Genomic DNA, 24550 nt, shown 5'->3' on the forward strand with positions numbered 1-24550 from the left:
ATTTCTCCCGAGCTTGTTGCCGAGCTTTTAGGCCCGGCCGCTCATCATAGTTCCTGTTCGATTTCGTCTTCCGCGCCGCCTTCAGCACCTTCGGGTGCATCATCAGCTTCGCCGCGGCGTTTCTTGGCTTCCTTGCGTTCCCGGTTGTCCTTCGAAAGGGCATCGCGAATAAGGTCGTCGGTGAGGATCAGCCGCACATCGGCGATCGCGTCATAAGGAATGCGAACCGTCGGCTCTTCGCCGTAGGCGGCCTTGTCGCGCTCGAGCAGCACGTCGTCTTCGCCGGCTTCGGCGATCTTGCCCTTGAAGCGCTTGCGGTCGGCGACCGGCACCGAGGTTTCCATCTTCACCAGATGGCCGGTCCAGGTGACGAAATCCGACTTGCGTACCAGCGGCCGGTCGATGCCCGGCGACGACACTTCGAGATGATAGGCCTTCTCGATCGGGTCATCGACGTCGAGCGCCGGCGACACAGCGCGGCTGACCTCTTCGCAATCCTCGACGGTCATGGTGCCGTCCTCGCGTTCGGCCATGATCTGCAGCGTCAGGCCGTTCTGGCCCGACAGATGCACCCGCACGAGGCGGAAGCCAATGCCTCGCAACACCGGCTGAACGATCAGCGCGATGCGCGCATCGATACCGCTTTCGCGGATGATGCGGTCGTCGGCTTCGCTTGCCGTTGCAGTCATGCGGTTCCTGTCGTTCTCTGGATCAGGATGATCGTCGTCCCGAACCATCTCTTTGCTGATGGCTGACCGGCAGGTAATAAAAAAGAGCGGGACCGGGTGGACCCACTCTTCGTCATACCGACCAAGAATTTGAGGCTGATATAAACGATCCCGGCCAGTGTTTCAAGTCTGTTAACGGGCCGGGCAGAGTGCAGCCGGCGACGGCTGGCAGGATTGCGCGGGGCGCATGCCGGCTATGCGGTAACGGCCCTGTGATCCCGGATGTCACATCGCTATCTATGCTGCACTGCACAAATCAAAGATGAGCGCGCGGTGGCGCGCGAAAGGTCAAGACAATGAGCAACCGTACCGTGTTTTCCGCCATAGGCGACGCCTTTGCCCTGTTCGGCAGCGCCGTTGCCGCCTCGCGGGCCGTCGAAGCCGGCCGCAAGCCGCGCGCCAACGATCTGCGCAGGCTCGGCATGGACCCGACCGCTTTCGGCAAGATCGGCCGTTTCTGAAGCCAGACCGGCTGTCGATGCGGGACACTTTCCCGCATCGAACTATTTTCTGATGAAGGTGAGATAGGCCGGCCGTCGGCCCTCGCGAATGGCTTTCGCCTCGTAGCGTGTGCCCGGCCAGCCTTCATAGGGCCGATGCCAGTCGGCCCCATCTTGCGCCTGCCAGAGGAGCGCGCCATGCGCCCGACAGTGCAACAAGGTCCAGTTCACATAGGTGTCGATGTCGGATGCGAAGCGGAATTTTCCGCCCGGCTTCAGCACGCGCGCGAACCGATCGAGGTTGAGCGGGCTGACAAAGCGCCGCTTCCAATGCTTTTTCTTCGGCCAGGGATCGGGGTAGAGCAGATCGATGCCGTCGAGCGACGCCTGCGGCAACCAATCGAGCAGGCGCGTGGCGTCGTCGTCATAAACGCGAAGATTGGCAAGCGGCTTTTCCCGCACCGCCATCATCAACTTGGCCATGCCGTTGACGAACGGCTCGACACCGATGAAGCCGGTCGCCGGTGCCTCCGTGGCACGGTGCAGCAGATGCTCACCGCCGCCGAAGCCGATTTCCAGCCGAACCGTTGAAACATCCGCTGAGAATAGCGCGCGCAATTCTGCCGGTGCCTGGACGGAGAGGTCGAGGCCATACGCTCCAAGACCGCTTTCCAGCGCCGCGGCCTGCTGCGGGCGAATGGTCTTGCCGTGCCGGCGGCCGAAGAACCCTTCGGTCGCGCGGCTCCGCCTGTCCTGTGGATCCATGGCCTGGTCGCGCGCCGCGCTTAGATTGAGATGAGATTTGGCTGAAATCTCATTCTCAATCTAATCCTTTGTTGGAGCATGATCTTTTCCAAAAAACCGGTACCACTTTTTGGAATCATGCCTAAGCAGCGATCGCGTCCTTGAGCGCCTTGGCCAGATCGGTCTTTTCCCAGGAGAAGGACCCGTCTCGGCCGGCCTTGCGGCCGAAATGGCCGTAGGACGAGGTCTTTGCGTAGATCGGCTTGTTGAGGTCGAGATGCCTGCGGATGCCGGATGGCGACAAATCCATCACCGTGCGCAGCGCTTCCTCGAGCTTGGCCTCGTCGACCTTGCCGGTGCCGTGCAGGTCGACATAGACCGACAGCGGCTGGGCAACGCCGATGGCGTAGGACAGCTGGATGGTGCAGCGGTCGGCGAGCTTGGCCGCCACCACATTTTTGGCGAGATAGCGCGCCGCGTAGGCGGCGGAGCGGTCGACCTTGGTGGTGTCCTTGCCGGAGAAGGCGCCGCCGCCGTGCGGGGCAGCACCACCGTAGGTGTCGACGATGATCTTGCGGCCGGTCAGGCCGGCGTCGCCGTCCGGCCCACCGATGACGAACTTGCCGGTCGGGTTGATGTACCACATGCAATCGTCGGCGATCTTGAGGTCGCCGAGCGCCTCACGGATGTAAGGCTCAACGACCTTGCGGACCTTCTTGGAATCCCAGGTCGCGTCGAGATGCTGCGTCGATAGCACGATCTGAGTCGCTTCGGCGGCCTTGCCATCGACATAGCGAACGGTGACCTGGCTCTTGGCGTCAGGCCCGAGCTTGCCGGCTTCGCCGTTGTTTTCGTGACGGGCAGCGGCGAGCAGTTCGAGAATCTTGTGGCTGTAATAGATCGGCGCCGGCATCAGGTCCGGGGTCTCGCGGCATGCATAGCCGAACATGATGCCCTGGTCGCCGGCACCCTCTTCGCCCTGGCGGTCGGCGGCGTTGTCGACTCCCTGGCCGATGTCGGGCGACTGGCCGTGCAGCAGAACCTCGATCTTTGCCGTCTTCCAGTGGAAGCCGGCCTGCTCGTAGCCGATTTCGCGGATCGCCTTGCGAGCGACCGACTTGAACTTGGCCGGGTTGACGACCGAATGCCCGGCGGCGTCCTTGAGGATGTTGCCGGCTTTGTCCCGCTTCAGCAGAGTATCGGGAACCCTTACTTCGCCGGCGATGACGACGCGGTTGGTGGTTGCGAGCGTCTCGCAGGCGACGCGGACTTTCCATGGGTCCATGCCGGTCTTCTTGGCCTCGCGATAGACCAGATCGACGATCTCGTCCGAGATGCGGTCACAGACTTTATCGGGATGACCCTCGGCCACGGATTCCGAGGTGAAGAAGTAGTTCTGCCGCGTCACGGGTGTCCCCTCTTGAAAAAACGATCGGCAGGGCTGCCGATTTTGGCGCGCCACGTGTTAACGGTGCCGGGCGCCGCTCGTCAAGCGGTGCCGCGGTTCTGGCATGAGTGCCGCCGCAATATATCTTGTACCACCGGCGGCTTGGCGCCGCCGGCAGTCGAGCCTCTGGGCTACTCGGGCCCAGGGGATTACTGGGGCCAATGGGTCAATCGACCCACCGAATCACTCGGCATCTTCGGCAGAAAGGGACTTCACAAGGTCGATAATCCGGCGGCGCACCTTCACATCCGCGATTTTGACGAACGCGCGGTTGAGCTGAAGCCCTTCCGGACTGCCGCAGAATTCGACGGCGAAAGCCATCGAAGTGTCCTCGGCAAATCCTCTATTACCCACCGGCTCCTGCCCTGGCGCATCCTCGAAAAAGAAGGCGACAGGCACGCTGAGTATCGAGGCTATTGCCTGCAGACGGCTGGCGCCGACGCGGTTCGTTCCTTTTTCATATTTTTGGATCTGCTGAAACGTAATACCGAGATTTTCACCAAGCTTTTCCTGGCTCATTCCAAGCATATTGCGCCGAAGGCGGACGCGACTTCCGACATGGATGTCGATCGGATTCGGTTTCTTCTTGTTTTCTTCTGTCATTTTTTCCTCGCCGAATTTTTCCGGCCTTTTCTATTTTTCTCGCCCAAACGAAGCCGGAGCCAACTGCCCCAACAGAAACACCAACCGACTTCGAGAAAATTAGGCGGTAACAGTATGAGTTTCTAATGTGTCGACTGTCAATTCACCCGTAGCCGTTGCCTTACGTTCAAGCTGAGGGCGATTGCGGCAAACACCAACATGATCAGCATTCCGTTAATGCGCCGCCCCGCGGCGGAGATGAAGGCTTGGCCGGAGATCGGCACCCGCACGTCGATGGCGCCACGTGCATCGACCGCCAATGCGTCGACGATGCGTCCGCGCGTATCGACAACGGCGGAAATGCCGTTGTTGGCGGCGCGCAACAGTGGCAATCCGTTTTCCACCGCGCGAATCTGAGCCTGCCTGAAATGCTGGTACGGCCCGGGCGTGTCGCCGAACCATGCGTCGTTGGTGACGTTCACAATAAGCTGGGATGACGTTGCGTCAACAGCCACCAGATCAGGAAAGATCACCTCGTAGCAAATAAACGGCAAGGCGCTGATGCCGCCGGGCAGAGCGATCGGATGGCGCTCGTTGCCGGCGGCGAAGTTCATCGGCCCGGCGACGAGCTGTCCGATGCCGAAGCGGCTGAGCAGACCGGAAAACGGCAGATACTCGCCGAACGGCACCAGATGGACCTTGTCGACGGCATCAGCGATTTCGCCCTTGTCATCGATCGCCACCACCGAATTGTAGTAGCGGCTGTCGGCATCCGCCCCGGATCCGCGCTCCTCGCGCACGACGCCGGCAATCAGCATCTGACCAGGCTGCAGCATGTCGCCGAGCGCGGTCAGCGCGTCCGGACGCTCGGTGAACAGGAAGGGTACCGAGGTCTCCGGCCACAGGATCAACTGCGGTTTGTTATGGCCGGGATCGGGCGCTGCGGCCGACAGGCCCATCATCGTGGCGAAGATGCGGTCGCGCACCGAGGTGTCCCATTTTTCGCTGAGGTCGACATCCGGTTGCACGATACGGACATCGAGAGTGCGGGTTGCCGGCTTGTCGGGGGTCGCGAGCCTGACATAGCCGAAGCCGGCATGGGCGGCGACGAGAATGGCAAGCAGGACCACACCGAGACGGACATGCCGGCGTGCTGCAAGCAAGGCCGGCATGGCGAAGACAAAGACCGCCAGCGCGTTCATGCCGACCATGCCGGTCACCGACACGCTTTGCATCAACAGCGGCACGGGCATCGCCGCATAGCCGACGGCATTCCAGGGAAAGCCGGTGAACAGGAAGCCGCGCAGCCATTCCGTCAGGCCAAAAGCAAAGGCAAGGGCGGCAATGCGGCCAATGTCGTTCGTCCATAACAGCCGCGCGACGACGGTGGCGAAGCCGTAGAAAAATGCCAGCGCCAAAGGAATGCCGACGACCGCGAAGGGTAACGCCCAGGCGAAACTGTCGGCCTCGACCAGAAGCGCCTCGCCTATCCACCACAGGCCGGCGAGGAAATAGCCGAAGCCGAACCACCAGCCAATGGCAAAGGCCGGCCGCAGGCGCCTGAGCCAGCCGTCGGAAGCCTCGCCGGTGGCGCCGTCGAGCAGCCAGACCAGCAGTGGAAACGAGACGAAACAGACGGCGAAGAAATCGTAAGGCGCCTGGGCGAGCACCGCCAGCGCCCCGGCAAGAAACGCCACCAGCGCGCGCCGCCAGCCCCAAAGCAAAATTATCCGGCCGGCAAGGCGCTCCATACAGACTTCCCAAGTCGCGCGAATCAGGAGCCAAGATTTATCAGATTTATTGAAACGCGAACCGGCCGATCGCTGCGCTATCGGTGCCATCCCTCGATGGTGAGCCCGCTCAGGTGCTCGGCCTCCTCGCGCGGCACCGTGCGCACGGTCTGGGTGAAGGTCCAGACATGGCCTTCGGGGTCGCGCGCCCGATACTGCCGTTCGCCGTAGAAATGGGCGGCAGGCTCCTCGACGATTTGGGCTCCAGCCGCCATTGCCCGCTCACAATGCACGTCCAGGCCGTCTTTCAGATGCACATAGACCGACTGAGTGTTCTTGCCGCCGACGCTTACCGGACTGGCAATATGATCGGCCCATTCGGAATCGACGATGATGTAGCCGTCGCCAAAACGCATTTCGGCATGGACCAGCCGTCCGTCGGCGTCGCTGACCACCATGCTCGGCTCGAAGCCGAAGGCCGTTTCGAGCCATTTCAATGCGGCTCGCGGGTCCTTGTAGAACACACCCGAGCCAAAGGTTGAGTGCTTGAAGGGATCGTCGATCGTCATCGGCCGGGCGACGTTCTGTCCTAGGCCTGCTCGGTGCGGGGGGCGGTCACGCGGCGGCGACGCTCGCCCTTCTGGTTCTGGACGATGCGCACCCGCTTGACGCGGCGCGGATCGGCGTCGAGCACGTGGAATTCGAAGCCGGGGATGGCTTGCACAACCTCACCACGCGCGGGCACGCGGCCCAGCGTGTTGAAGATCATGCCGCCGATCGTGTCGACATATTCACCATGCTCACCGGCGGTAAAGTCCTCGCCGATCATCTTGGCGACCTCGTCGATCTCGGCCTTGCCGTCGACGACGAACACGCCCTCGCCGGTCTGGGTGATCAGCGGCTCGTCCTCGTCATGCTCGTCCTCGATATCGCCGACGACCATCTCGACGATGTCTTCCAGCGAGGCGAGACCATCGGTGCCGCCATATTCGTCGATGACCAGCGCCATCTGGGTTCGCGTCGTCTGCATATGGCCCATCAGGTCGGAGGCAAGCATCGAGGGCGGCACGAAAAGCACCGGGCGGATCAGATTGAGGTCGCCGATGGTGCGGCCGAGATCGACCTGGGCGAGGTCGAGAAGCGTCGTTGCCGGCGTCTTCCTGGATGTTCTGCCCTTCTTGACCCGGGCGACCTTGGTGATGTGGGCCAGCACGTCGCGGATGTGAACCATGCCGCGCGGATCGTCGAGCGTCTCGGAATAGACCGGCATGCGGGAATGGCCGGACTGCTCGAACAGACCGAGCAGATCGCCCAACGTCGTGGTGATCTCGACGGCCTCAATATCGGCGCGCGGCACCATGACGTCCTCGACGCGTACCTCGCGCAGGCGCAATATGTTGTTGAGCATGGCGCGTTCGCCGGGCGAGAAAGACCCGGCATCGCTGGTCGTTTCGGCAAGCGCGCCGGCGATTTCCTCGCGCAGGCTGGTGCCGTTCCGCTGCCTGAAAAGGCCCAAGACGCGGTCGAACAAGGACGGACCGGCAGGCGATGGCTCGCTGGCAATACTACCAGAAGCGGGGCTGCCGGAACTGGGACTCGGACTCGATCCCTCTTCCGTCGTATCGGAAGGCTTTGTCGCACTGCCAGCCTCGGGGCGGGCGGCAGTTTCTGGTTTGTCGTTCATCGTCGTCCGGTCAATTGGTCTTTTGTCATTACGTGTAGGGATCGGGAATGGCAAGCCTTGCGAGCGCTGAGCGCTCGATGGCTTCCATCTCCTCGGCCTCTGCATCGGTCTCGTGATCGTAGCCCAGTAAATGCAGCAGGCCGTGGATGACGAGATGGGTGATATGGTTCTCGAAGGGCTTGTCTTCCAGGGCTGCTTCGCGCGCCACCGTTTCGGCGGCGAGCACGATGTCACCCAGCATCGGCGGCAGCTTGCCACCCCTGGGGAACGGAAAACCCGGGAAAGACAAGACGTTGGTCGCCTTGTCCTTGCCGCGCCAGCCGGCATTGAGGGTACGGAGATGGGCATCGTCGGAAAAGACGATGCTGAGTTCGGAAGGACCGGCAGCAGCGGTTTCGGCAAAGACAGCCGACACGGCGCGATCGACCAGACGCGTCAGCGCCGCCTCATCGGGCCAGTCGCCGGCCTCGACCGACATATCGATCTCGACGGGAACCGAACTATCCCCGCCGCCAGGTCTTATGTCTTCAGGCATGAGCCCGCATCGTCACATCAGCTCTCGGCGCCGAGGCCGCGCGCCAGCTTGGCGTCGCGGTCATAGGCCCTGACGATTTCGGCCACCAGCGGGTGGCGCACAACGTCGACATCGTTGAAGCGCACGGTTACCGCGCCGGCCACGCCGTCAAGGACACGCAAGGCTTCGACGAGGCCCGACTTGGTGCTTGGAGGCAGATCGATCTGCGTCGGATCGCCGGTGACGATCATGCGCGAATTCTCGCCGAGGCGGGTCAAAAACATCTTCATCTGCATCGGCGTGGTGTTCTGCGCCTCGTCGAGGATGACGGCGGCATGCGCCAGCGTGCGGCCGCGCATGAAGGCCAGCGGCGCGATTTCGATGACCTCGGCAGCGATAGCACGCTCGACCTTGTCGGCCGGCATCATGTCGTAGAGCGCGTCATAGAGGGGCCGCAGGTACGGATCGACCTTTTCCTTCATATCGCCGGGCAGAAAACCCAGCCGCTCGCCGGCCTCGACCGCTGGCCGTGACAGGATGATGCGCTCGACCATGCCGCGTTCGAGCAGCATCGCCGCATGCGCCACCGCCAGATAGGTCTTGCCGGTGCCGGCGGGGCCAATGCCGAAGACAAGTTCCGAACGCTCCAGTGCCCGCATATAGGCGTCCTGATTGAGCGAACGGGCATAGATCGTCTTCTTGCGGGTGGAGATCTGGGCGGCCGAAACCTTGCCCTTGCGTTCCAGCGTCGGCAGCGTCAGCTGGTCGTCGGCGGCAATCGCCATGCGCACGGCGCCATCAACGTCGGACTGGCCGATATCGGTGCCCTTCTGGAGAATGCCGTAGAGATTGTCGAGCGCGCGGCGCGCCTGCTCGGCCGCCGAGGCCGAGCCCTTGATGGTCAGCTGGTTGCCGCGCGAGCGGATGTCGACGCCGAGCTTCTGCTCAAGCCGGGCCAAATTCTCGTCGAACTGACCGTACAGGGCGCTGGCAAGCTTGTTGTTGTCGAAAGTCAGAACGATGTGCGCCATGTCAGAGGCCCCGGATGTCTGGTTCTGGGGCAGAGTCTTCACTTCAGCAGCGCTCAACCGTCTCTCCTCATCTGCCGAGGCCATCAAGCCAACTCGGCGAACAGGCTATTGTAGCCCGTCTTCGTGATTCGCACCCGGATAATGTCACCGATTTCGCCGGCCTTTTCATCAACAATAACCGGCTGCAGCCAGGGCGAGCGGCCGACCTTCTGGCCGGCCTGACGGCCGGGCTTCTCGATCAGCGTGTCGATGGTGCTGCCGACCAGGCCCAGGCCGAAATCCTGCTGTTGTTTCAGCAGCAGCGCCTGCAGGCGTTGCAGGCGCTCGTCCTTAACCGCTTCCGGCACGTGATCGGGCATATCGGCGCCCGGCGTGCCGGGACGCGGCGAATATTTGAACGAGAAGGCCGAGGCGTAGTTCACCTGGCCCACCAGATCCATCGTCGCCTCGAAATCGGCGTCGGTTTCGCCGGGGAAGCCGACGATGAAGTCACCGGACAGCGCGATGTCGCCGCGCGCAGCGCGGATGCGCTCGAGCAGCGCCAGATAGTCCTTGGCCGTGTGCCTGCGGTTCATCGCCTTGAGGATGCGGTCTGACCCGGATTGCACCGGCAGGTGCAGATAAGGCATCAAAGCCGGGAGATCGCGATGGGCAGCGATCAATTCGTCGTCCATGTCGCGCGGATGGCTGGTGGTGTAGCGCAGCCGCGCCAGGCCAGGAATTTCGGCCAGCCGGAACAGCAGGCGACCAAGCCCCCATTCCATGCCATCCTCACCCTTGCCGTGCCATGCATTGACGTTCTGCCCCAGCAGCGTCACCTCGCGCACACCGGCATCGGCCAGCCGCTCGGCTTCGGCGACGATCTGCGCCACCGGCCGCGACACTTCCGAGCCCCTGGTATAGGGCACGACGCAGAAGGTGCAGAATTTGTCGCAGCCTTCCTGCACCGTGAGGAAGGCGGTGACGCCGCGCTTGATCATTTCGGCACGCTTCGGCTGCGGCAGATGCTCGAACTTGTCCTCGATGGCGTATTCGGTCTCGACGATCTTCTCGCCGCCGCGCACCCGGGCCAGCACATCGGGCAGCCGGTGATAGGTCTGCGGGCCGATGACCAGATCGACAGCAGGCGAACGGCGGATGATTTCCGCGCCTTCGGCCTGCGCAACGCAACCGGCGACGCCGATCAGCATTTCGCGCCCAACTGCTGCGCGTTCAGCCTTCATGTCGCGGATGCGGCCGAGCTCGGAATAGACCTTTTCCGCCGCCTTCTCCCTGATATGGCAGGTGTTGAGCAGCACCAGATCGGCGTCGGCGATGACATCGGTCGCGGTGTAGCCGTCGGCGGCCAGCGCATCGGTCATGCGCTGTGAGTCATAGACATTCATCTGGCAGCCATAGGTCTTGACGAAGACCTTTTTGGCCGGGGCGGATGCCGCAGCCGCGTTTTGCGCGACGCTGTCGGGGTCGTTCCGCTCTATCGTGTTCAAATCCATCCGGCGGCTTCTAACGCCTTTCCGTGACAAAAAACAGACGATTCTCGGGCATCGTCTCGTAGGCGCTCGGCCTGCGCTAGCGGCTCGGTCGGGGATCGGCGAGCGCGGCCTGCATCATGGCGCGCACCTGGCTTTCCATCATCCTCGACGTCTCCTTGCGGTTCGAGCCCTTGGAAAAGGCGATGGGCTCGCCGAAATGCACCTCGACGTCAATGGCGCCTTCGGCCATCAGCACCTTGAGATGCGGCATCAGGTCCTGATCGCCGATCCAGGCAGCGAGCGGCCGGTGCCGGCGGCCGAGAGGCACGCCGTGCACCCGCGTGTAGGCAATCGCCAGCGGCTGGATGAAGACCTGCTCGGCCGCGCCTTCCGAAATCGCCATCGAGGCGGCGCCGAACAAGGTGCTCTTGAACGGCAGGATGGTGTTGCCGTCGCCGGTAGAGCCCTCGGCAAACAGCACCATGGCGTCGCCCTTGGCCATGCGGCTGGCGATCTCGCTGGCCTGGTCGCCAGCTGTCCGCTTGCGCTCGCGTTCGATGAAGACCGTACGCTGCAGTTTCGACAGCCAGCCGATCAGCGGCCATCCCTCCATGTCCGCCCGGGCGATGAAGGTGACATCGGCAAAAGAGCCGAGCACCATGATGTCGGTCCAGGAGATATGGTTCGAGGCGACCAGCAGCGGGCGCTGACTGGACAGTGCGCCTTTGACATGGATGCGCAGGCCGAGCGTCCGGACGATGAGGCTGTGCCAGACCTTCAGAATGACCGTCTCGCGCCAGATTCCGGTCTTCATCGACAGCAGCTGCAAAGGCACAAGGACCAGCGAACCGACGACAACGAGGCTCAGCGCCAGGAAAATCCTGATTTTTCCGATCATGCAGCTTGGCCCTGCCCCAAAACTTTGGCTAGCGAAGATCGCGGCGCATGACAAGCGCGCCGGTAGGACCATGTTCGGTCGAGCGGTAATAATTGGCGCGGTGGCCGACCTGGCGGAAGCCGAGCCGCCGGTAAAGGGCGATGGCAGCGACATTGGTCTCGTCGACCTCAAGGAACAGCGCCTCGGCCCGCTGCGCATGCAATTCGCGCAGTACCGCGTCCATCAACTGCCAGCCGAGCCCCTGGCGGCGATGCGAGCGCGCCACCGCCACGGTCAGAATTTCGCCCTCTCCGGCTGCAAGCCTGGCCAGCACGAAGCCGACCGGCGGCTTGGCGCCCTGGCCGATTTCGCGCGCGGCATAGCCGAACACGGTTTCCTGTTCGAGCAACGCGGCGAATTCGCCATCGGTCCAGGGCCGGACGAAATCCTCGCGATGCAGCACCGACGCTGCCGGGCTGTCGGCGATGGTCAGCGGCTCGAGCGCATAGTCCCTGCGGCGCGGCTGGAGGAAAGGGATGCGCATCACTTTTCCTGCCTCGACAGGATGAACCCGGCCTGCGGCTTGGCATCGGCGCCGCGCAGATAGAGTGGCTTCGGCTTGTCGCCCTCGCCTTTTGCAGCGGCGAGCCGGGCGTAGACGGCAATGTCGGCGGTGGCAGCCGTCGGGCCGATATCGAAATCGCGACCGGCCGCGGCTGCGATCTGCACGGCGGCCGTGCCGGCAAGCACCGGACGATTGTCCGCCGCCATTCCCGCGGCTTGCGCAAGTGTGGTCACCGCCGGACCATAGCGCAAAATCGTATCTGCGTCGTAAAACGCGGCATGGATCTCCTCGCGGCCTGCATCGAGAGCGGCCAGGATCGGGCGGCCGGGAAATGCCGCCCTCGCCTCGGCCGCCAGCGCCTCCAGTGTCGTTACCCCGATCGCCGGGATCTTCAGCGCCAGCGCCAGGCCGCGCGCCGCCGAGACGCCCACCCGCAGGCCGGTGAAGGAACCCGGACCGATGGAGACCGCAACGGCGCCAAGGCCGGCATAATCGGTGCCGTCCGCTTTCAACGCTTCGTCAATGACAGCCATCAGGTGTTCGGCGTGGCCTTTGCCGAGATCGAGTACCGAGCGGCCGAGCTCTCTGTCGCCCGATGCGTCATAGACGCAAGCGGCGCAGAGATTGGCGGCACAGTCGATGGCGAGCAGTTTCATGGGCGACCGGTTCGAAAAACAGTCTCCCTCTGCCCGCCACGGCGCGCCGCCGCAAGAGCCAGCGCGTAAATTGTTAAGCGGCTTCGCTTCGGTGCAGGCCGGACGACTTACGCCGCCGGCGCGATGCGCAGCATGTGGTTGTCCCAGACATAGTCGGGCTCGGAGCGCGTCGCGCCGCTGCCTTCGATGATTTCGCCGGCACCCGTGGTTGCCATGAAGCCCGGGCCGTCGGGCGCCAGGCCGCAGACCTCGACCAGCGCCTTGGTGGCGACGATCTTGCCGCTGGCGGCGTCGATCACGGCCAGCGAATTGCCTTCCGGCGAAGACACCGCGACCGTGCCGGCAATCGGGTTGGCGGCGACCGAGCCGATGTAATTCCGGAAGCCGGATAGCACACCCTGCGGCATGTCGAGCAGCTGCAGCCCCTTGCCGCGCGTGGCGCGGCCGACCAGCAGCGGGCGATCGGTGCCTGGCCCGCGATACTGGCAGCCGAACCAGACGGTGCCTGTGGGGTCGGCATCCATGTGGCGAATCGACAGCTGGTGCAGAGCCGGCGGCAGTTCGTGCTTTTCGATGAGATCGCCGGTTGTGCGATCGACCAGCACATAGGACGGCTTCATCGTCGCGATGTTGAGTTCGGCGCGGCCATAGTCGGGATGGGTCTCGATGCCGCCATTGGCGATGGCGATCGTCCGGCCGTCTCCGAGCAGCAAGAGCTCGTGTGGCCCCATGCCATAGGTCGGAAACTCGCCGATGCGGCTGAACTTGGCCCGTGCGTCGTAGATCCCGACGACGCCGGCGGCATTGTCGAAGTCATTCTCGGTGGCGTAGAGCAGCGCGCCGTCTGCGGAAAACACGCCATGGCCGAAGAAATGCCGGCCGGTGATGCTGGCGATGGTCTGCGGCGCCTCGCGGCCGGTGTGGTCGAAGACCACGGCGAAGGTGCCGGGCTGCCTGGCGAAGACCACCGAGCGCTTCGAGACCGGATCGAAGGTGACGTCGTGGCCACGGTCGGGCAGGTCGATCGCATGCAATACTTTTCCGGCTTCCGACAACACAGCGGCGCCAAAGCTGCCGTCGCGCTTGACGAAGGCGGTGGCAAAGACGGCATCGGCGGCAAGCGTGTCCGCCCAGGCCCGCGGCGCCATTGACGCGACGAAGCCGGCGCCGGCAGCTCTGAGAAAATCGCGGCGGTCCATCAGCGGCGTGCGTGTCGCAACCATTGGTCAGTCCCCGTCCAGTGACGAAAAGCCGGCGGTCAGGCCGAACTCGGCGGTCAGCCTGGTGCCGATCAGGCCCGACAGGCTGGAGGTGATCAGCGCGAAATGTTCGAGTTTTCCGCGCTCCGCGGGATCGGCGAGCGTCTTGTCGATCGGACCCTGGATGGATTTGGCAGTGGCAACGCCATTGACGAGCTGGATATGGATGGATTCCGCCATCCATCTGCTATCCTCGGGCAGCGCGTCGCCGAGCTCGGAGGCCTGGAACAGCGCATTAATGCCGGAGAGGTTGCCGGCTAATGACAGGCCGGTGTTTTGCGAGCGCCAGTAGATCGCCTGCCTTGGCTTGTCAGCCTCCGGTTTGGCGCCGAGAAAACCTTTGAGGCGCACGTCGCGCACCATTTCGAGTTCATTGATGAACACGCCGACCAGTTCGGTCACCGCTTCAGTGCCGTCGCGGTAAAGCGCATTGTCGGGTCCGGGATTGGCCCACAGGCCTGCAAAACCGTCCGGTTTTTTCCAGGCGGCGTCGACATCGGCCGCCATGGTCTCGATATTCTTGGCGATCGCCGCGCCATAGGCGCAGCGATAGGGCTCATCCTTGCCGGTCAGCGCCTTGGCGCCGTCGCCGTAAAGCACGAACTCCAGCGCTCCTAACCCCTGCATGGCGACACTCTTGCCAGCCAGTCGCGCCGGATCGGTGGCGGTCGAATCCTTGCCGGCGAGCGCCGCCTGCACCTGCTTCAGGCCGATGCTCTTGCGGTCCGGCCAGTAGAGCATGCGCTCCAGCCGGTTGTTCTCCTTGATTGGCCCGAAGCCGATGATTTCTGCCGACGACCAGGCTGCGACCGTGGCCGAGAATCCGGCATGCGCGGCATCGAGGTTGCCCTGCGACGGCGCCTGGCAGAGCGCGTCCATGGCCTTCGCCAAGGTGCCGGCATGGCCATGCAGGCTGGCATAGGCGGGGCGGACAAAGCCGTCGATCGCTCTTTGGATCACGTCGGAGGCTTTCACCGAGGCCGATGCCGGGGACGCACCGAACAGAGCCAATGGGAGGAGTAGAACAGGCAAAGCCCGCTTGAGCATCAGAATGACTCCAGGAATTTGATGAGAGCATCGCGGTCGGCCGTATTGGCGGCGGCGAAGCGATCGCGCGCTTTCTGCCCCTCGCCACCATGCCACAGGATCGCTTCGGCAAGCGTGCGCGCACGCCCGTCATGCAGGAAGAAAGCGTTGCCGTTGACGGCCTTGGTCAGGCCGATGCCCCAGAGCGGCGGGGTGCGCCATTCACTGCCCGTGGCATCGCCCACTGCCTGGCCGTCGGCAAGGCCCGGCCCCATGTCGTGCAGCAGAAAGTCGGAATAGGGCCAGATCAGTTGGAACGCCTGCGCCTTGTTCCCGCGCATGGTGACGAATTTCGGCGTATGACAGGCAATGCAGCCCATCTCGTAGAACAGCTTCTTGCCGGCGAGCACGGCGGGTGCGCCGACATCGCGCCGCGCCGGCACCGCAAGGTTCTGCGAATAGAAGGTGACGAGGTCCATCACCGGTGGTGGCGCCTCGACCGGGCCGAGCCGCTTCTGCACGCCATTGGGCATGGCCAAACAGGCCTCTTCGGCTGCGGTGCAATCGCCCCAGTGACGGGGCTCTTCCGGCGTCGAAATGCCGATATCGCCGGCAAAGGCGTCCGCCGCCTGCTGGCGGATCGACGCGGTCTGGGCCTTCCAGCCGAAGCGGCCAAGCGTCAGTTGCCCGCTGCTGAGGTCACGCACCATGTTGGGCTTGCCGGAAATGCCGTCGCGGTCGCCGGGATCGGCATGGGCAAGGAGGTCGGCCGGCGCGATCTGCTCGATTAGGCCAAGGCCGATCATTGGTGGCGTCAGGCGCGGCGACAGCGTGGTGCGCGGGTCAAGCGGGCCGTAGCCAAGCCCGTCGACCGAATAGCTCGGCTTGCGCAGCCAAACCACGCTGCCGTCGCCGAGCGTGACCTTTTCCTCGCGATAATGGACATACATGCGGCCTTCGCCCTTGAGGCCGGGCACCGCCAGTCCCTGCAACTGCGCGCCGTAGACCGGATCGGGGAAGTTCAGCACCTTGTGCGCGGCGATCTCGGTCTTTTCCTCGGCCGTGCTCGCATCGCGCGCTAGCCGCAGGAACATCGACGTGGTGCGGCTGTCGGCGGCCGGCGGGCGGCCGCGGCCATCCTTCAAATGGCAATTCTGGCAGGCGCGCTCGTTGAACAGGGGTCCGAGACCGTCCGAGGCCTGGGTCGAGGATGGCGACGACACCCAGTTCTTGCGGAAAAGCGCATTGCCGAGCTTGAAATTGCCCTGTTCCTCGAAGGTAATGTTTTCAGAGGGTTGCGAGAAGGCGTCGCGGTCGACCTGCTTGCGCGACGTGCCGGCGCCGCCTTGCATCGTTTCGAAGGATTCGGGCTTGGAGAAATCCTGGGTTGGCCTGGTAACTGCAAGGACGCGGGCCTGGTCCTTCGGCGTCAGGTCGGTGCGGCTCGTGGCGAGGCCGACCGGTTCCGACGATCCGGCCAGGGCCGGGGCCAAAATTGCCGCCAGGGTTACAACCGAAAGCCCGCGAAAGGCCTGATATCGCGGGTTTTTGAGGAGCAGCGGGCCGGCGGCCCGCCGCAAGCGGCGCAGAATATCTATGGGGCGCCGCATTCCTGCATGGTCCTATTCCGCCTCGTCCGCCGATGCGGCGTTGAGCTGGCCGTATTTTTCCTCGCCGATCGAGGCAAGGAGGTCGAGCTGCGTCTCGAGGAAGTCGATGTGACCTTCCTCATCCGCCAGCAATTCCTCGAACAGCTTCATCGTCACGTAGTCGCCGGCTTCGTTGCAGATCTCGCGCGAACGCTTGTAGGCGGTGCGTGCGTCATATTCGCCGGCGAGATCGGATTCGAGCACTTCCTTGACGTTCTGGCCGATGCGCAACGGCGCCACGGACTGCAAATTGGGATGCCCTTCGAGGAAGATGATACGGGCCACCAGCCGGTCGGCATGGTGCATCTCCTCGATCGATTCGGCGCGTTCCTTCTTTGCCAGCTTGGCATATCCCCAATCTTCGAGCAGGCGGAAATGCACCCAGTATTGATTGACGGCGCCAAGCTCCAGGAACAGAGCCTCGTTAAGCCGCTCGATGATCTGCGGTTCGCCTTTCATGGATTCTGCTCCCATATTGGACGCGCAGGCCTCTGACGCGATCCAGGTGTGAAACGATGTCCACGCCGCTCGCCTCCGAACGGGTGTGGTAATTTTCGGTGACCCGAATGATCGTTTCGACCACATTTGGGAAGCAGCCGCAACAGCGACCGCGCTTTTGCATCGTGTGATAGACCTTCGCCGGCACGATCAGTTGCCAGGGGTCCTGATCCAGCAGATCGACGATCGTCTGCTCAATCTCCTTTTCGGTGATGATGTTGCAATGGCAGATCAGCATGGATTGGCTCTGGCTGACGGCGCCCCTCCGCGCCGTTTGGCTGGTGGTTGGTTGGGGTGCTACTTGAACACCTTGTCCGGTGCGTCGAGGCTGTCGGACCCCTCGAAGGCTATGTTGTTCAGCTTCAGCGCGCCGACGGCGCGTTCGATCGACTTGGTATGGTCGACCAGCGCGTCGATTGCCGCCTGCACGGTAGCATTGCCTTCGGTGTTGCCCTCGGCGATCTGCTGGTCGTAGGCCTCGCCGGCCACTTCCCGCGCCTTGATCGCCTCCATCTTGGCGACCGAGACATCGAGCTTGTCGGACAGTTCCTTGTCGATCGCCGGATCGGCCGCCTTGACCATATCGTGCACCGACGGGCCTGAAACGACGGTGCCGTCGATGCGCGTGTAGCTGGCGAGATAGGCGGCGCGGATGCCGATGGCGTCATAGAGATACGAGTTGTAGGTATTATCCGAGAAGCAGTCGTGCTCCTCTTCGGGATCGTGCAGCAGCAGGCCGAGTTTCATGCGCTCCCCGGCCAGTTCGCCGTAGGACAGCGAGCCCATGCCGGTGAAAATCACCGAGATAGCGGTGTTCGGCTGGCCATCGACGAGGTTCTTGCGGGCGGCGCCGTCTTCCTTCCAGTTGCCGACCATCTCCTGCAGGTCGGAGACCAGAAGATCGCTGGCCGACTTCAGATACTCGGCCCGGCGATCGCAATTGCCGCCGGTGCAGTTCTTGAGGTCGTAGTCGGTGTACGGACGCTCGCCGGCGCCCGGGCCGGTGCCGTGCAAATCCTGGCCCCAGAGCAGGAATTCGATGGCGTGATAACCGGTGGCGACATTGGCCTCGATGCCGCCGGCCTCCTGCAGCGTGCCGGCGAGGAACTCCGGCGAAAGCTTCGAGGCGTCGACCTTCTTGCCGTCGATCTCGATGTCCTTGTTGGCGATGACATTGGCGGTGTAGAGCGCGTTGGCGTCGGACTCGGTGCCGTAGCTCTTGGCGACGTAGTCGATCAGGCCTTCGTCGAGCGGCCAGGAGTTCACCTTGCCTTCCCAGTCGTCGACGATCTTGTTGCCGAAGCGGTAGACCTCGGTCTGCTGGTAGGGCACGCGCGACGCCTTCCAGGCATCGCGGGCGGCATTCAGCGTGTCCGCCGACGGGTTGGCAAGCAGCGCGTCGACAGCCTTGTCGAGCGCCTGCGCCGTGGTCAGCGAATCCTCGTACTTGGCCAGCGCGATGTCGGAATAGGTCTTGATGACCGCCTTGGCATCGATCTCCGCCGCCTTGGCCGGCAGGATGAAAACCGCCGCCGTCAACATAGCCGTGGCACCGATCGCAGCCAGTCTGCCGCCATATCGCGCTGTCATCATCAGTCTCCAGTTCAAAGGGGATTCGGTAAAAGGCGCGCGTGCCAAACGGTGCCGGGACATAGGCATGCCGTAGGACACCACAGATGCCGCGCCGCTCTGCGGCTCACGGGAGAAAGACACCAAATGCCTCCAATCGAACGGGTTCAAGGCCCAAACATCAAAGGGATGCGCTGACGCGCGAGCCTCCATAAAACGATCGCGAGGCCGGAAGTCAACTGGTGAACCCTAGAAAATTCAATTGAAACAACAGTTTAGAATTATTCTAAACTAGCACTATCAACTTTAAATCGTAGCCAGCAGCCAAGGTGAGAGACGCCGCGATTGACAAGCGACCGTTCCGGGTGCGACCCGGACCGGGGCTCTTGCGACGGCGGCAGACAATCGCCATCTGGCGGAACGGCTCACAATCAAAGCATGATGTCGTCCGAAAACCGCTTCACACTTTTCGGCATCATGCTCCAGATTTGAAACAGGAATTCGGGTTGCGATGAAGAACGGGGTCGTCATTGTCGGTGCGGGTCATGCGGGCGTGCAAGCGGCCGCCAGCCTGCGCGAGGAAGGCTATGACGGGCCTGTCATACTGATCGGCGACGAAACCGATCTGCCCTATCACAAGCCGCCGCTGTCGAAGACCTTCATCAAGGACGCCGATGCCAAGCCGCAACCCTTGCGCGGCGAGGCCTTTTACACCGGCAGCGCCATCGACTTCAGGCCGGGCATCCGAATAGACAGCCTCGATACGGCAGGCCGCAAGCTGGACATAGCGGGCGGCGGCGTGCTGCCGTTCGACCGGCTCATCCTGGCCACCGGTTCGCGGCCGCGGCTTCTGCCGCTGCCGGGCGCCGACCTCTCGGGCGTGCTGTCGCTGCGCTCGATCGCCGATGCGCGGCTGATCCGCGCGCTCAGCGCCCAAAGCGAAGACGTGGTCATCCTCGGCGGCGGCTTCATCGGGCTGGAGATCGCGGCAACGCTGAGGGCCGCCGGCCGCAACGTCACCCTGGTCGAGGCTGTCGACCGGCTGCTTGGCCGCGCCGTGGCGCCGGTGGTGGCGAGCCATGTCCGCCAACGGCTGGAGGCGATCGGCGTGCGTATCCTCACCGGCACCACCATTGCCAGGCTGGAAGGGGAAAACGGCCATGTCTGCGCTGCCATCACCTCCACCGGCGAAAGGCTGCCCGCGCGCATGGTCATCGTCGGCATCGGCGCCGTGCCGAATGTCGAACTTGCGCAGGCTGCCGGACTGACTGTCGCCAATGGCATCCGCGTCGACCAACAGATGCGCACCTCAGTGCCTGATATTCTGGCCATCGGCGACGCCGCTTCCTACCGCCACTGGTCGACCGGCGGCGACGTGCGGCTGGAATCGGTGCAGAACGCCACCGACCAGGCGCGGCTTGCCGCACGCACGATCGCCGGCCATACGGACGCCTATGCGGCGGTGCCGTGGTTCTGGTCTGACATCGGCGACATGAAACTGCAGATGGTCGGGCTGACCTCGGGCGGCGACAGCCATGTCGTGCTGGGCGACCTCGCTGAGAACAAGTTCTCGATCTACCACTATGCTGGAAGCCGGCTGCTCGGCATCGAATCCGTCAACAGGCCGGGCGACCATATGCTGGGCCGCAAGATGCTCGGGGCCGGGTTTTCGCCGATGGCGCAGACGATTGCTGAGGGACCTGACGGGCTGAAGGCTGCACTGGCAGCGTTCCAGCAGGATGAGCCGGCACGGGCTGCGGGCTAGACGCACTTACCCTCCCCCTTGTGGGGAGGGTCGCTGCGAAGCAGCGGGGTTGGGGTCGGCGCGAGGCCCCCCACCCGGACCTGCGGTCCGACCTCCCCACAAGGGGGAGGTAGGGTTTGCGCTAGGCAGCGCAGACTTCGCGGATCGAGCTTTCCAGAATGTCGAGCGCCTCGTTCATGACATTGTCCTGGATGGTGATCGGAGCCAGGAAACGGATGACGTTGCCGTAGACGCCGCAGGTCAGCAGGATCAGCCCCTTGTCGAGCGCCTTCAGCCGGATCGCATTGGCGATCTCGGCCGACGGCAGGCCCTTCTTGACGTCGTTGAACTCGACCGCGTTCATGAAGCCGAGACCCCTGATGTCGACAATCTCGGGCACATCGTCGCGGATCGACTGCAGCCGCTGTTTCAGCCGGGCGCCCAGCGTATTGGCGCGGTCGCACAGCTTTTCGTCCTCGATTACGTCGAGCACGGCGTGTGCTGCGGCGACACCGATCGGGCTGCCGCCATAGGTGCCGCCGAGCCCGCCAGGACCGGGCGCATCCATGATCTCGGCGCGGCCGGTGACCGCCGCCAGCGGGAAGCCGCCGGCCAGGCTTTTCGCCATGGTGGTAATGTCGGCCGCGACCTCATGATGATCCATGGCGAACATCTTGCCGGTGCGGGCAAAGCCGGTCTGCACCTCATCGGCGATCAGCAGCATGCCGTGCTGGTCGCAGAGCTTGCGCAGCGCCGTCAGGAATTCGCGCGGCGCGTCGTAGAAGCCGCCCTCGCCCTGGACCGGCTCGATGATGATGGCGGCAACGCGAGCCGGATCGACATCGGCCTTGAACAGTTTGTCGAGTGCGGCCAGCGAATCGGCTGTAGACACGCCGTGCAGCGGCACCGGAAACGGCGCGTGGTAGACGTCGCCCGGCATGGCGCCGAAGCCGACCTTGTAGGGCACGACCTTGCCGGTCAGCGCCATGCCCATGAAGGTGCGGCCGTGGAAGCCGCCGGCAAAGGCGATGACGGCTTGGCGGCCAGTGGCGTTGCGGGCGATCTTGATGGCGTTCTCGACGGCTTCAGCACCCGTAGTGACGAAGATGGTCTTCTTCTCGAACTTGCCGGGCAGCATGCCGTTCAGCCGTTCGGCCAGCCTGACATAGCTCTCATAGGGCACGACCTGGTGGCAGGTATGGGTGAAGCGGTCGAGCTGTGCCTTGACCGCCTCGATCACCCTGGGATGGCGGTGGCCGGTGTTGACGACGGCGATACCGGAGGAGAAATCGATGTATCGGCGGCCTTCTACATCCCAGATCTCCGAATTCTCGGCGCGGTCGGCATAGATCTGCGTCGTCATGCCGACGCCGCGCGAGATCGACTGGTTCTTGCGCTCGGAAATGGCTGCGTTCTTCATTTCGTCCCTCATCGGGCCGACGCCCGTTCTCGTTAGATGAATGCCAAGGCCTCTTCTGACCTTATTTCACGTTTTCCTCAAGTTGGCACCGCCGCCGGGCGATTGGGCCTGTCGTCGATGCGGGCCACTTCGACAGACCGGTCTTAACCAGCCGACCGATACACGTACGGGGCAGTCCGTGACAGCTCACCCGTCACCGGGAACGGCGAAGCGATCCCGCTCGCGGCAGTGGCGACTTCCGCTACGACCTCGAACAGCCGACGGTGTGGCGGCGCAACCGCATCCCGACGATCACCGTTCGCGCAGGCCTCGTTGGTGACGTGCTGCCGGCCACCGTGGTCAACGAATTGAAGCCGTCGGTCGACGCCTTCATCGCCAAACTGCCGCCCGCTATTCCGTTGCAACCGCCGGCTCGGTCGAAGAAAGCGCAAAAAGCCGCAGCGGTGGTGCCGCTGATGCTGTTCGTGATGGCGACCATCCTGATGATCCAGTTGCAAAGTTTTCAGCGCCTGTTCCTGGTGGTGGCGGTGGCGCCGCTCGGCCTGATCGGCGTGGTCGCGGCCCTGGTGCCGAGCGGCGCACCGCTCGGCTTCGTCGCCATTCTGGGCGTCCTGGCGCTGATCGGCATCCTGATCCGCAACTCAGGTTATCCTGATCGTGCAGATCGAGGATCTGATGGCCGAGGGCCAAGACCGCTGGGAAGCCGTATCGAAGCAACCGAGCACCGCATGCGGCCGATCGCGCTGACGGCCGCGGCCGCCAGCCTGGCGCTGATCCCGATCGCGCGCGAAGTGTTCCGGGGCCCGATGGCATACGCCATGATGGGCGGCATCATCGCCGGCGATCACGCTGCTGTTCCTGCCGGCGCTTTATGTGACGTGGTTCAGGATCAAGGAGCCTAAGCAGGGGGACGAACCATCTGTTCCAGAGAACGGCGAACTGGCGCAAAGCTCGACTTAGCCCTGCTGCATCACTCGTTGTCGTTGGAGGGTACAGGGAGTGATTTAGCGCGCTGCCAGGGCGACAATTTTGAAGTGCGCCAAGCATGCCAGCCTTTTGGCAAATCGGCCAATTCCAGCATGCTCTCATCCCGCTGAACCACATTCTGGAGGCTGACGAGCATTATCTCGGGTTCATCTCGATTTTGCTTGTCGCTGCTATGAAATTGCCAACTGCCACCCTCATCGTTGTGGTTATCGTCGTCATCAGCTTCGTGCACAACGTATGCGATCCAGTCACCACGTTTAAATATGCTTCTGTCCGACAACACCGCGACATTGGGTGGGTCTTCGAACGTCCATTCCGCCATAGGAAACCCCAGATTCAAGCGGTCCGCACAAACCCCTCGCTCGCCCTCAACAGATTGCGCGTATAATCCTTCTCTACGCGATGCCCGATCAGCTGGCTCGCGGTGAGATTTTCCACCGCTTCGCCGTTCTGCATCACCATCAGGCGCTCGCACATATGGGTGATGATGGCGAGGTCGTGGCTGACCATCAGGAAGGTCAGCTTGCGCCAACGGCGAACCTCTTCCAGCAGGTTGAGCACTTCGGCCTGCACCGAAGCGTCGAGCGCCGAGGTTGGTTCGTCGAGCAGCAGGATCGACGGTTCGAGGATGAGCGCCCGCGCGATCGCCACGCGCTGACGCTGACCGCCGGAGAGCTGGTGCGCGTAGCGGAAACGGAAACCGTTGCCTAATCCGACCTCGTCGAGGGCGCGCTGGATGCGTTGCTCGCCATCGGCAAAGCCGTGAATGGCGAGCGGTTCCTGTAGCAGGCGGTCGACGGTCTGACGCGGGTGCAGCGAACCATACGGGTCCTGGAAGACCATCTGCACTTCGCGATAAAAAGCCTTGTCGCGGCGCGCTCCCAGCGTCTTGCCATTGACCGTGATAGTACCGGATGCGACAGGCACCAGGCCGGCAATGGCTTTGAGCAGCGTCGACTTGCCGGAACCGCTCTCGCCGACCAGGCCGAAGGATTCGCCAGACTTCACCTCGAGGTTCGCCCCTTTCAGCGCGCGAAAACGGTCGAACACCACCTCCAGCCCTTCAATCAAAATGGCTGGCGTCATGCCGCCCACTCCGGCTTGCGGTCGAGCACCGGCAGCGGGTGGCGTTCGTAACCGATCCTGGGCATGCAGTTGAGCAGGCCGCGCGTGTAGGGATGCTGGGCGTCGCGCAGCTCCGACGCCTTGAGCTGCTCGACCACCTTGCCGGCATACATGACGATGACGCGGTCGCAGAAGGAGGCGACCAGCCGCAGATCGTGCGAGATGAAGATCAGGCCCATGCCGCGCTCACTGACCAAGCGGTCGAGGATGCCGAGCACATCGAGCTGCACGGTGACGTCGAGCGCCGAGGTCGGCTCGTCGGCGATCATCAGTTCCGGTCCGGCGATCAGCATCATTGCGATCATGGCGCGCTGGCCCATCCCGCCGGACACCTCGTGCGGATGCAGGTCGAAGACACGCGAGGGATCGCGGATCTGCACAGCTTCCAGCATGGCCAGCGCCCGCTCGCGCGCTTCGGCCTTGGAGACCTTTTCATGCGTGCGCAGCGTCTCGACGATCTGGCGGCCGATGCTCATCACCGGGTCGAGCGAATATTTCGGATCCTGCAGGATCATGGCGATGCGTTTGCCGCGCAGCGCCCGGCGCTGACGGGCCGGTATGGCCAGAAGGTCGATGCCGTCGAGGGCGAGCTTCTTGGCCGACACTAGCGCCTGCGGCGGCGTCAGGCCCATGATGGCGCGGCCGGTCTGCGACTTGCCGGAGCCGCTTTCGCCGACAATGCCCAGCCGCTCTCGGCCAAGCGAAAAAGTGACGCCGCGCACCGCCTGGATGAGGCCGGTCCGAGTCGGGAAGGTGACGCGCAGGTCGTCGACATCGAGAAGTGCACCGCTCATTGGTCACCA

The 24550-nt window shown here is 63.5% G+C and carries 26 protein-coding genes; 3 read left to right on the plus strand and 23 right to left on the minus strand.

The window, feature by feature from the left end; genetic code table 11:
- Window positions 1-44: 44 nt before the first annotated feature.
- Window positions 45-689 (minus strand): ribosome maturation factor RimP, encoded by a 645-nt coding sequence (gene rimP, locus ACYG9R_RS07335; RefSeq protein WP_023823756.1) that lies wholly within the window; start codon window positions 687-689, stop codon window positions 45-47.
- A gap of 335 nt (window positions 690-1024) precedes the next feature.
- Here rimP and ACYG9R_RS07340 point away from each other — a divergent pair, with 335 nt between their 5' ends.
- Window positions 1025-1189 carry a hypothetical protein gene (locus ACYG9R_RS07340; RefSeq protein ID WP_023669553.1) on the plus strand — a complete coding sequence of 55 codons (165 nt, stop codon included), beginning with the start codon at window positions 1025-1027 and terminating at the stop codon, window positions 1187-1189.
- Window positions 1190-1231: 42 nt separating this feature from the next.
- On the opposite strand, the gene trmB is transcribed toward ACYG9R_RS07340, so the two are convergent.
- The 18 genes from trmB to ACYG9R_RS07430 form a co-directional block, all read right to left on the minus strand.
- A complete protein-coding gene (gene trmB, locus ACYG9R_RS07345; RefSeq protein WP_023823757.1) occupies window positions 1232-1933 on the minus strand; it encodes a tRNA (guanine(46)-N(7))-methyltransferase TrmB in 702 nt (233 codons plus the stop codon).
- A gap of 121 nt (window positions 1934-2054) precedes the next feature.
- Complete coding sequence (gene metK, locus ACYG9R_RS07350; RefSeq protein WP_023669551.1) at window positions 2055-3320, minus strand: methionine adenosyltransferase; 1266 nt, start codon at window positions 3318-3320, stop codon at window positions 2055-2057.
- 222 nt (window positions 3321-3542) lie between these two features.
- Window positions 3543-3962, minus strand: a complete 420-nt coding sequence (locus ACYG9R_RS07355; protein WP_023669550.1) for a helix-turn-helix domain-containing protein — start codon at window positions 3960-3962, stop codon at window positions 3543-3545.
- A 137-nt stretch (window positions 3963-4099) separates the two neighbouring features.
- The gene (gene lnt, locus ACYG9R_RS07360; RefSeq protein ID WP_023823758.1) at window positions 4100-5692 is read right to left on the minus strand and encodes an apolipoprotein N-acyltransferase; all 1593 of its coding nucleotides are present in this window, start codon (window positions 5690-5692) and stop codon (window positions 4100-4102) included.
- Between the two features lie 77 nt (window positions 5693-5769).
- The gene (locus tag ACYG9R_RS07365) at window positions 5770-6240 is read right to left on the minus strand and encodes a VOC family protein (protein ID WP_023823759.1); all 471 of its coding nucleotides are present in this window, start codon (window positions 6238-6240) and stop codon (window positions 5770-5772) included.
- 20 nt (window positions 6241-6260) lie between these two features.
- Window positions 6261-7355 (minus strand): hemolysin family protein, encoded by a 1095-nt coding sequence (locus ACYG9R_RS07370; protein WP_023682011.1) that lies wholly within the window; start codon window positions 7353-7355, stop codon window positions 6261-6263.
- 28 nt (window positions 7356-7383) lie between these two features.
- Window positions 7384-7890: an rRNA maturation RNase YbeY gene (ybeY, locus tag ACYG9R_RS07375; RefSeq protein ID WP_023823760.1), complete on the minus strand. Its 507-nt coding sequence runs from the start codon at window positions 7888-7890 to the stop codon at window positions 7384-7386.
- Window positions 7891-7907: 17 nt separating this feature from the next.
- Entirely contained in the window at window positions 7908-8900 is a 993-nt protein-coding gene (locus tag ACYG9R_RS07380) for a PhoH family protein (protein ID WP_027049340.1), read from the minus strand.
- Between the two features lie 83 nt (window positions 8901-8983).
- Window positions 8984-10393, minus strand: coding sequence for a tRNA (N6-isopentenyl adenosine(37)-C2)-methylthiotransferase MiaB (gene miaB / locus ACYG9R_RS07385; RefSeq protein ID WP_023823761.1), 1410 nt, complete (start codon window positions 10391-10393; stop codon window positions 8984-8986).
- A gap of 76 nt (window positions 10394-10469) precedes the next feature.
- A complete protein-coding gene (gene olsA, locus ACYG9R_RS07390) occupies window positions 10470-11270 on the minus strand; it encodes a lyso-ornithine lipid O-acyltransferase (protein WP_023682014.1) in 801 nt (266 codons plus the stop codon).
- Window positions 11271-11298: 28 nt separating this feature from the next.
- Complete coding sequence (rimI, locus tag ACYG9R_RS07395) at window positions 11299-11793, minus strand: ribosomal protein S18-alanine N-acetyltransferase (RefSeq protein WP_023669542.1); 495 nt, start codon at window positions 11791-11793, stop codon at window positions 11299-11301.
- A complete protein-coding gene (tsaB, locus tag ACYG9R_RS07400) occupies window positions 11793-12470 on the minus strand; it encodes a tRNA (adenosine(37)-N6)-threonylcarbamoyltransferase complex dimerization subunit type 1 TsaB (RefSeq protein ID WP_023823762.1) in 678 nt (225 codons plus the stop codon). Before tsaB ends, rimI begins: the two co-directional genes overlap by 1 nt.
- A 107-nt stretch (window positions 12471-12577) precedes the next feature.
- A complete protein-coding gene (locus ACYG9R_RS07405; RefSeq protein WP_031199304.1) occupies window positions 12578-13693 on the minus strand; it encodes a DUF1513 domain-containing protein in 1116 nt (371 codons plus the stop codon).
- 3 nt (window positions 13694-13696) lie between these two features.
- Window positions 13697-14776 carry an imelysin family protein gene (locus tag ACYG9R_RS07410; protein WP_023823764.1) on the minus strand — a complete coding sequence of 360 codons (1080 nt, stop codon included), beginning with the start codon at window positions 14774-14776 and terminating at the stop codon, window positions 13697-13699.
- Entirely contained in the window at window positions 14776-16365 is a 1590-nt protein-coding gene (locus ACYG9R_RS07415) for a di-heme oxidoreductase family protein (protein WP_023823765.1), read from the minus strand. The genes ACYG9R_RS07410 and ACYG9R_RS07415 overlap by 1 nt, the downstream gene beginning before the upstream one ends.
- Before the next feature lie 12 nt (window positions 16366-16377).
- Window positions 16378-16863, minus strand: coding sequence for a bacterioferritin (bfr, locus tag ACYG9R_RS07420; RefSeq protein ID WP_023669537.1), 486 nt, complete (start codon window positions 16861-16863; stop codon window positions 16378-16380).
- Complete coding sequence (locus tag ACYG9R_RS07425) at window positions 16829-17140, minus strand: (2Fe-2S)-binding protein (RefSeq protein ID WP_023669536.1); 312 nt, start codon at window positions 17138-17140, stop codon at window positions 16829-16831. The genes bfr and ACYG9R_RS07425 overlap by 35 nt, the downstream gene beginning before the upstream one ends.
- A 59-nt stretch (window positions 17141-17199) precedes the next feature.
- Window positions 17200-18492, minus strand: a complete 1293-nt coding sequence (locus tag ACYG9R_RS07430) for an imelysin family protein (protein WP_023823766.1) — start codon at window positions 18490-18492, stop codon at window positions 17200-17202.
- A gap of 490 nt (window positions 18493-18982) precedes the next feature.
- On the opposite strand from ACYG9R_RS07430, the gene ACYG9R_RS07435 reads away from it, so the two are divergent.
- Window positions 18983-20236, plus strand: a complete 1254-nt coding sequence (locus ACYG9R_RS07435; RefSeq protein WP_023823767.1) for an NAD(P)/FAD-dependent oxidoreductase — start codon at window positions 18983-18985, stop codon at window positions 20234-20236.
- A gap of 121 nt (window positions 20237-20357) precedes the next feature.
- Here ACYG9R_RS07435 and ACYG9R_RS07440 read toward each other — a convergent pair whose 3' ends face one another.
- Window positions 20358-21635, minus strand: coding sequence for a 4-aminobutyrate--2-oxoglutarate transaminase (locus tag ACYG9R_RS07440; RefSeq protein ID WP_023669533.1), 1278 nt, complete (start codon window positions 21633-21635; stop codon window positions 20358-20360).
- 263 nt (window positions 21636-21898) lie between these two features.
- On the opposite strand from ACYG9R_RS07440, the gene ACYG9R_RS07445 reads away from it, so the two are divergent.
- Window positions 21899-22537 carry an efflux RND transporter permease subunit gene (locus ACYG9R_RS07445; RefSeq protein WP_023823768.1) on the plus strand — a complete coding sequence of 213 codons (639 nt, stop codon included), beginning with the start codon at window positions 21899-21901 and terminating at the stop codon, window positions 22535-22537.
- A 68-nt stretch (window positions 22538-22605) separates the two neighbouring features.
- On the opposite strand, the gene ACYG9R_RS07450 is transcribed toward ACYG9R_RS07445, so the two are convergent.
- From ACYG9R_RS07450 to ACYG9R_RS07460, 3 genes are read right to left on the minus strand one after another with little or no spacing between them, the layout of a single operon-like run.
- Window positions 22606-22944 (minus strand): hypothetical protein, encoded by a 339-nt coding sequence (locus tag ACYG9R_RS07450; RefSeq protein WP_023823769.1) that lies wholly within the window; start codon window positions 22942-22944, stop codon window positions 22606-22608.
- A gap of 14 nt (window positions 22945-22958) precedes the next feature.
- On the minus strand, window positions 22959-23708 hold the full coding sequence (locus ACYG9R_RS07455) for an ABC transporter ATP-binding protein (protein ID WP_023823770.1): 750 nt from the start codon (window positions 23706-23708) through the stop codon (window positions 22959-22961).
- The gene (locus tag ACYG9R_RS07460) at window positions 23705-24541 is read right to left on the minus strand and encodes an ABC transporter ATP-binding protein (protein ID WP_023682023.1); all 837 of its coding nucleotides are present in this window, start codon (window positions 24539-24541) and stop codon (window positions 23705-23707) included. Before ACYG9R_RS07460 ends, ACYG9R_RS07455 begins: the two co-directional genes overlap by 4 nt.
- Between the last annotated feature and the right edge of the window lie 9 nt (window positions 24542-24550).

It is taken from the genome of Mesorhizobium sp. RSR565B, assembly GCF_054719465.1.

Excerpts from the sequence above, each read along its gene's own strand:
- rimP (WP_023823756.1), bottom strand. The coding sequence starts at position 689 with ATGACTGCAACGGCAAGCGAAGCCGACGACCGCATCATCCGCGAAAGC.
- ACYG9R_RS07340 (WP_023669553.1), top strand. The coding sequence starts at position 1,025 with ATGAGCAACCGTACCGTGTTTTCCGCCATAGGCGACGCCTTTGCCCTG.
- trmB (WP_023823757.1), bottom strand. The coding sequence starts at position 1,933 with ATGGATCCACAGGACAGGCGGAGCCGCGCGACCGAAGGGTTCTTCGGC.
- ACYG9R_RS07355 (WP_023669550.1), bottom strand. The coding sequence starts at position 3,962 with ATGACAGAAGAAAACAAGAAGAAACCGAATCCGATCGACATCCATGTC.
- lnt (WP_023823758.1), bottom strand. The coding sequence starts at position 5,692 with ATGGAGCGCCTTGCCGGCCGGATAATTTTGCTTTGGGGCTGGCGGCGC.
- ACYG9R_RS07365 (WP_023823759.1), bottom strand. The coding sequence starts at position 6,240 with ATGACGATCGACGATCCCTTCAAGCACTCAACCTTTGGCTCGGGTGTG.
- ACYG9R_RS07370 (WP_023682011.1), bottom strand. The coding sequence starts at position 7,355 with ATGAACGACAAACCAGAAACTGCCGCCCGCCCCGAGGCTGGCAGTGCG.
- ybeY (WP_023823760.1), bottom strand. The coding sequence starts at position 7,890 with ATGCCTGAAGACATAAGACCTGGCGGCGGGGATAGTTCGGTTCCCGTC.
- ACYG9R_RS07380 (WP_027049340.1), bottom strand. The coding sequence starts at position 8,900 with ATGGCGCACATCGTTCTGACTTTCGACAACAACAAGCTTGCCAGCGCC.
- miaB (WP_023823761.1), bottom strand. The coding sequence starts at position 10,393 with ATGGATTTGAACACGATAGAGCGGAACGACCCCGACAGCGTCGCGCAA.
- olsA (WP_023682014.1), bottom strand. The coding sequence starts at position 11,270 with ATGATCGGAAAAATCAGGATTTTCCTGGCGCTGAGCCTCGTTGTCGTC.
- rimI (WP_023669542.1), bottom strand. The coding sequence starts at position 11,793 with ATGCGCATCCCTTTCCTCCAGCCGCGCCGCAGGGACTATGCGCTCGAG.
- tsaB (WP_023823762.1), bottom strand. The coding sequence starts at position 12,470 with ATGAAACTGCTCGCCATCGACTGTGCCGCCAATCTCTGCGCCGCTTGC.
- ACYG9R_RS07405 (WP_031199304.1), bottom strand. The coding sequence starts at position 13,693 with ATGGTTGCGACACGCACGCCGCTGATGGACCGCCGCGATTTTCTCAGA.
- ACYG9R_RS07410 (WP_023823764.1), bottom strand. The coding sequence starts at position 14,776 with ATGCTCAAGCGGGCTTTGCCTGTTCTACTCCTCCCATTGGCTCTGTTC.
- ACYG9R_RS07415 (WP_023823765.1), bottom strand. The coding sequence starts at position 16,365 with ATGCGGCGCCCCATAGATATTCTGCGCCGCTTGCGGCGGGCCGCCGGC.
- bfr (WP_023669537.1), bottom strand. The coding sequence starts at position 16,863 with ATGAAAGGCGAACCGCAGATCATCGAGCGGCTTAACGAGGCTCTGTTC.
- ACYG9R_RS07425 (WP_023669536.1), bottom strand. The coding sequence starts at position 17,140 with ATGCTGATCTGCCATTGCAACATCATCACCGAAAAGGAGATTGAGCAG.
- ACYG9R_RS07430 (WP_023823766.1), bottom strand. The coding sequence starts at position 18,492 with ATGACAGCGCGATATGGCGGCAGACTGGCTGCGATCGGTGCCACGGCT.
- ACYG9R_RS07435 (WP_023823767.1), top strand. The coding sequence starts at position 18,983 with ATGAAGAACGGGGTCGTCATTGTCGGTGCGGGTCATGCGGGCGTGCAA.
- ACYG9R_RS07440 (WP_023669533.1), bottom strand. The coding sequence starts at position 21,635 with ATGAAGAACGCAGCCATTTCCGAGCGCAAGAACCAGTCGATCTCGCGC.
- ACYG9R_RS07450 (WP_023823769.1), bottom strand. The coding sequence starts at position 22,944 with ATGGCGGAATGGACGTTCGAAGACCCACCCAATGTCGCGGTGTTGTCG.
- ACYG9R_RS07455 (WP_023823770.1), bottom strand. The coding sequence starts at position 23,708 with ATGACGCCAGCCATTTTGATTGAAGGGCTGGAGGTGGTGTTCGACCGT.
- ACYG9R_RS07460 (WP_023682023.1), bottom strand. The coding sequence starts at position 24,541 with ATGAGCGGTGCACTTCTCGATGTCGACGACCTGCGCGTCACCTTCCCG.